The following is a 5,909-nucleotide window of genomic DNA, read 5'->3' on the forward strand; positions in this document are numbered from 1 at the left end:
TTATGTGTGTGACATTGGTGGTTGCTTGTATTCCCATGATGATTTTAGAACTTTATTATGGTGTCTTTAAGCAGGTGAGAAAGTATCGTAGAATGAGACGGCTACTAAAACGCGTAAGATAAAGAGAGTGACAAGGCGCTTTTGTAGCTATCGTGAGGGGTAAGAGGCAATGTTTAGAAGCTCTCGTGACACAAGAAGAGGGGAGGATGAATGGTTGGAAAATCATCAGACAAAGAAGAGAGCCTATTTTCGTTTGTAATGAGGAGGATGCTCTTAATCATTGGGAAGAGCAACCGCGCTTTTAGAAAGTTGGGGGGGGGGTTATTAAAAATAAGGAAAGCGCCATGCATCGCACTTTTCGTGGTTCTTAAAAAAGCGGGCATGAGATAAAGAAATGCATTTTTCATAAAAAAAGGAAGAGCAATGAAGGGGAAAAAGTCAGAATTTTATTCAGCATTTTATAATGAACTACGCTATTTTTTTGGGAAAGATTATTTTTCTGTGCGAGAGCATGTTGTCATTTGGTTCCTCTCGCTCATTATTGAGTTGTGCAACAGGATTTTCTTTCTCTCATCTTTGGGTAGCCAAGAGAACTTGACAGGGTGGTGGGATACACCTCTTTTTCTCTCTCTGTATGCGTTTTGGAAAGTTATTACAGTGTGTGTTTGGGTCTTGTTTCCAGTTCTGTACATACTCTTCATAACATTGTGGCTTTTGTTGAGAAAAAATACTCAAAAATTGAAAGAAATAAACCAGCAACGGGGTAAAATAACCGATCAAAAGGATCGATATAAAAAAGGCGATAGAGAAAAAAGGGGTGATATTCTTGTCATGATATTTGTTTTCGTGCTTATGTGTGTGACATTGGTGGTTGCTTGTATTCCCATGATGATTTTAGAACTTTATTATGGTGTCTTTAAGCAGGTGAGAAAGTATCGTAGAATGAGACGGCTACTAAAACGCGTAAGATAAAGAGAGTGACAAGGCGCTTTTGTAGCTATCGTGAGGGGTAAGAGGCAATGTTTAGAAGCTCTCGTGACACAAGAAGAGGGGAGGATGAATGGTTGGAAAATCATCAGACAAAGAAGAGAGCCTATTTTCGTTTGTAATGAGGAGGATGCTCTTAATCATTGGGAAGAGCAACCGCGCTTTTAGAAAGTTGGGGGGGGGGTTATTAAAAATAAGGAAAGCGCCATGCATCGCACTTTTCGTGGTTCTTAAAAAAGCGGGCATGAGATAAAGAAATGCATTTTTCATAAAAAAAGGAAGAGCAATGAAGGGGAAAAAGTCAGAATTTTATTCAGCATTTTATAATGAACTACGCTATTTTTTTGGGAAAGATTATTTTTCTGTGCGAGAGCATGTTGTCATTTGGTTCCTCTCGCTCATTATTGAGTTGTGCAACAGGATTTTCTTTCTCTCATCTTTGGGTAGCCAAGAGAACTTGACAGGGTGGTGGGATACACCTCTTTTTCTCTCTCTGTATGCGTTTTGGAAAGTTATTACAGTGTGTGTTTGGGTCTTGTTTCCAGTTCTGTACATACTCTTCATAACATTGTGGCTTTTGTTGAGAAAAAATACTCAAAAATTGAAAGAAATAAACCAGCAACGGGGTAAAATAACCGATCAAAAGGATTGGTATAAAAAAGGCGATAGAGAAAAATGGAGTGATATTCTTGTTACAATATTCGGTCTCGTGCTTATGTGCGTGACATTGGTGGTTGCTTGTATTCCTATGATGATTTTACAACTTTATTATGGTGTCTTTAAGCAGGTGAGAACGTATCGCTGTTTAAGAAAAGAACTGAAAAACGTCTTGCAAGAACAGGATACAGCGTTTGAGAAGTCATGAGAGGGAAAAAATAATGAAGAAATTATGAGAGATTCAGCCTTTATAGGGATTGCTCTCTATACCATTTTGCCTCTGATATTTTTTGGTGCTCTTTCATGAGGTGTCCGTAAACATTGCTCTAAGGAGCAGTGTTGGGTGGCATTGAGTGGAAGAAAAGCCGATTATGGATCAGTGTTGATTAAAGGGAATAAGAGCCCGTGGGGTTTAGAGCCTAGAGTGAGCGCTTGGGACTTACTTTATCGTTTGAGGCGTGAGGAAGGAACGGTTTTGCTCGTAGGGGTGCGCGGTATATGGGTTGTTTTCGTATTTTTAGGAGCCTTATTCATTCAAGCTTTGAAATGAATCCTATTGAAGTGGGGCTGCAGGGTCATTTTCTTGAAAATAGGAGAATTTTTGGGAAGAAAAAGCTGAATTGTGACTATTGTTTACAGATTGGTGTGGTTTGAAAATCTTTATTGTTTGCAATGTGAGGAAGGTAAGAGGGTGGCAAGGTAGCAGGAATATTATTATTTTTATTATGACGTAAGCCATAACGGCCTGTGTACTTTTCTTGATTTCGGTGATATTTGGGTTTTGCATCATCATAATGCGTAAATTGGAAAAAAAGATCCAGAAACGAGAAGAAGCAATCTCTGTGTGATAGCAAATAAGCTCTCTGTCACACGGGGTCTTTTCAAAGAGTGAGAGGGGAATACATGAAGGAGCAAAATTGGGCATCAGAGCAAGAAACGCATAAAGGAGCGCATTCTTTTTCGCTCCAGCACGTGTTGCTCTCAGCAAAGGATTATAAAATTATCTTTGCTATTGCGGTTCTCATTATCATGTGGAAAATGGTTCTAGAAATACCAGGTGTATTGAATTGGCAGCTGACAGGGTGGCAATATGTTGTGCATGCCGTTCTCTTTAAAACAACGGACATCATAACGGTTTGTGTTATTATTTTTATTCCGGTTATGTTACGGCTTCGCACCAAAGTGACGGGTGAGTTGCGAAAAAATATTCAGAAACTAGAAGAAGCAATCTCAGTGCGAGAGCACATAAGCTCTCTGTCGCACGGGTTGTGTAAATAGTGAGGGGGGAACATGAACTTTGATCCTATAGCCGTATTTCTATTAGATCCCGAGTTCTGGGTATTTATTGTTATTTGCATGATCATTATCATGCTTGTTTTAGCTCTTTATACCTCTGTCTTCAAACGGATGAAAATGAATTTTCAAGTGAAAGGCGCGCTGGAAAGAGTGCTTAAAGAAAATGATCTTGCAACGCAGCAGTTTTGGAAAGATGAAGCCGTGGTGCAGAAGAGGCGTTTGCAACTAAAGGAAAAAGAGTTCTCTGCCGATTATGATGATGATGAAATTCTCACGATAGAAAGTGCAACAGGGCTTTTAAAAAGCTTGGGATGGTCGGTGGAAATCGAGGGAAAGGGAGATTATTTGGCAACCCTCTTTTTACCAGATCGCGAAGTGCAGTTTCTTTATAACGAGAAACGAGTGGAAGAGTTTTCGCCTTTTGATCGCGGACTTTTAATTATGAGCGGTATTTTTGCGGCGGCTTGTCAGACGATTAATCCGCATAATTCTGGGGTTGTGCCAACGGTATTTATGAATTTTGTACCCAATGGATTGGAAATTTTTGAAGAAAAAGTGAGCGTCCAGCTTTTAAAGAAAGCACTCGATAAAACTTTAAAATGGACAATGGAAGATGATTCTTTGCATGAAATGTTTCGCTCTCAATATGGTATTCCCCCTTGGGAAAAAGATTCTTTATCTTGGGCAACGGATGATGACATAGAGCTCGCACCTTATGCTTTGCTGCATCTTGCTGCTCTTGCCTTGCTGGGCGATGTTGAGACTTTAGCTTCTTATGACGAAAGTTTTACGGCAGGGGAGAAGCTTGGCTTTGATGAAACCATTGAAAAAGTTCATTTGGAACGCGCGATGGTGATTGCTCAAGAAGTGAAAAGAGAAGGAAAGTTCAGTTACGATCTACTGGAACGGGTTGCTGAGAAGTGGTCCATAGCCATGGACTATCAGCTTTTTAGAGTAAGATCTCCTAATACGTGTAATCAAAAACGCGCTTTGCATAAAAAATTAGTCGAGGAGAAAAAACAAGAATTAAGGGAACAAGGGTTTGAAGGGGTGAGTGATGAACAGTTCGTGTTTGAAGCAGAGGGGGTAAAACATGCTCCTGATATTACTTATATTAAAGATGGTAAAATCGCATTTATGGATATAAAAATTGATTAGTTTATTCTCCTGTTGAAGAAAAGCACTTTTATTTAAAAGATGTGAAAGCGCCATGATTGAGACGCTTTCACACCTTTTTTACCAGAGCAAAATAAAGGGTTCGAAAAATCAAGAATAATAGCCAAGATTTTAAAAAATAGACTGGAAATGGCTTGATCCTCAAGAATAGAGGAGAAAAATCAATTATAAATTCTACTCTCTTCTTTAAGATGGTTTTGTTGTTTTGTTAGAAAATTCTCATAAATCATTGCTTATTTAAGCGGTATGAGGGGAAGCTCCATTGACTAAAGGCGCTATGGGGAAGCTCTATTGACTAAAGCGCTATGGGGGAAGCTCTATTGACTAAAGTGCTATGGGAGGGAAGCTAGGGGGTAGAGCCTTTGTCATTTGAGGTGAGAGGAAGGCAAAAAATGGCATTTTTGAGCAGTGTTAAGCTCTTTTGCCTTTGAGGTGTTTTTTGTCTTTCTAAGAAGTCCTTGCCAATGAAGCAGCGCTTGTTAAGCTTCAACAGTGTTTCAGTATGGTGATATTGATATAAAAAGTTATGGTGTTTTTGTGTTTTTCAGTCTGCTTCATGGAGATCTGGAAGCCAATTCGATGACGTAGGGGATGCATGGTCATTTTCTTGAAAACAGAAGAATTTTTGGGAAGAACAAGAAGATTGCGGACCCTTATTAACGAAAGCGCTATGGGAGCGAAGCTAGGGAGTTAGAGCCCTAGGGAGTTAGAGCCTTTGTCATTTGAGATGTGAGACAAGTAAAAATGGCATTTTTGAAGGCGATGATATTTGGCCAATAAAAATAAAAACACAATAAAAACTAAACTAAAACAAAGGAAAAATTAAACTAAAAAAGGCCCCATTTTATAAAGGGCCTTTTTATTTAAATTTTACAATATATACAAAATGTATATAACCTTACTTTAAGAACTTTTTGTATCTTATATTCTAGTAGCAACAAGTTGTACGAAATATATAATAAGTGATCCTAAAAAACCAGCTATTGCATTCAATAAATTTTCTGCTTTATCGTATATATCGTTGATTGATGCTTGTTCTGATGCGCTTCTATTACTGACTCTCAGTATATTCAATGTATCCGATGTGTCCCTTACTTGTTTAACAAACTGTAAATTTGTTTTCTCAATAGTATAAGGAGCAACAATAGGAGAGGGTTGTTTATTGACTATACGATCAGATTTTTGAATCGCGAGAGCTAAACCACTTGTAATAGCCCCAGCTATGAAAAAATATCTGATATTCATAGTTTTTCTCCTATATTTATTTCGATAAATAAATATCGATACGTATCATATATAAATTCGATTTAAATAACTATAGTAAAAATACAACAATCACAAAAAAGAATAAACTTTGTCTATATTTTGACAAAATTTACTCTTAATTGCCTTAATGAATTCTTTCAGATTCGATTTTATGAAGGCGTAAAAAAGTTTGAAAGCTCTGTAGGCAAGTGGAATCCCATAAGGTGGGTGATACAATAGTTGCTAGCAAACTTCTTTTTGTGCCTTTGACCAAGGATTCATAAAAATGAGGGTTCATAAAAATGAGATGCGATGAAAATTGAGTAAAACCCTTGAAGGGAAGGATTCACTCTATTGAAGGCGGAGTGCATCTTTTCCATGGATTGGATACTGCCTTTATGAGGGTTTGGCAGTCTCCGTTGAGGGGAAGGATGCACTCTTTTTTGAGGGCTAGGGTGCATCCTCTTATGGATTGGATACTGCCTTATGAGGGTTTGGCGGTATCCCTTGAGGGGAAGGATGCACTCTTTTGAGGGCTAGAGTGCATC

General features: G+C 38.4%; 6 protein-coding genes. 5 read left to right on the top strand and 1 reads right to left on the bottom strand.

The genetic code is table 11. The features are described 5' to 3' along the window. Window positions 1-423: 423 nt before the first annotated feature. The 5 genes from ACFIMS_RS07970 to ACFIMS_RS07990 all read left to right on the top strand — a co-directional run bounded on the left by ACFIMS_RS07970 (window position 424) and on the right by ACFIMS_RS07990 (window position 4,098). Window positions 424-972, top strand: coding sequence for a hypothetical protein (locus tag ACFIMS_RS07970; protein WP_375696591.1), 549 nt, complete (start codon window positions 424-426; stop codon window positions 970-972). A gap of 301 nt (window positions 973-1,273) precedes the next feature. Continuing rightward, window positions 1,274-1,852, top strand: a complete 579-nt coding sequence (locus ACFIMS_RS07975; RefSeq protein ID WP_375651397.1) for a hypothetical protein — start codon at window positions 1,274-1,276, stop codon at window positions 1,850-1,852. Window positions 1,853-1,987: 135 nt separating this feature from the next. After that, window positions 1,988-2,194 (top strand): hypothetical protein, encoded by a 207-nt coding sequence (locus ACFIMS_RS07980; protein WP_375696592.1) that lies wholly within the window; start codon window positions 1,988-1,990, stop codon window positions 2,192-2,194. A gap of 353 nt (window positions 2,195-2,547) precedes the next feature. Continuing rightward, a complete protein-coding gene (locus tag ACFIMS_RS07985; RefSeq protein ID WP_375696593.1) occupies window positions 2,548-2,922 on the top strand; it encodes a hypothetical protein in 375 nt (124 codons plus the stop codon). A gap of 12 nt (window positions 2,923-2,934) precedes the next feature. Beyond that, complete coding sequence (locus ACFIMS_RS07990; protein ID WP_375696594.1) at window positions 2,935-4,098, top strand: DUF6990 domain-containing protein; 1,164 nt, start codon at window positions 2,935-2,937, stop codon at window positions 4,096-4,098. Between the two features lie 939 nt (window positions 4,099-5,037). Here the strand turns inward: ACFIMS_RS07990 and ACFIMS_RS07995 are convergent. Continuing rightward, window positions 5,038-5,361, bottom strand: coding sequence for a hypothetical protein (locus ACFIMS_RS07995; protein ID WP_375613621.1), 324 nt, complete (start codon window positions 5,359-5,361; stop codon window positions 5,038-5,040). Between the last annotated feature and the right edge of the window lie 548 nt (window positions 5,362-5,909).

This window comes from Bartonella sp. AP331QHHD (assembly GCF_042195905.1).
Classification (GTDB): domain Bacteria; phylum Pseudomonadota; class Alphaproteobacteria; order Rhizobiales; family Rhizobiaceae; genus Bartonella.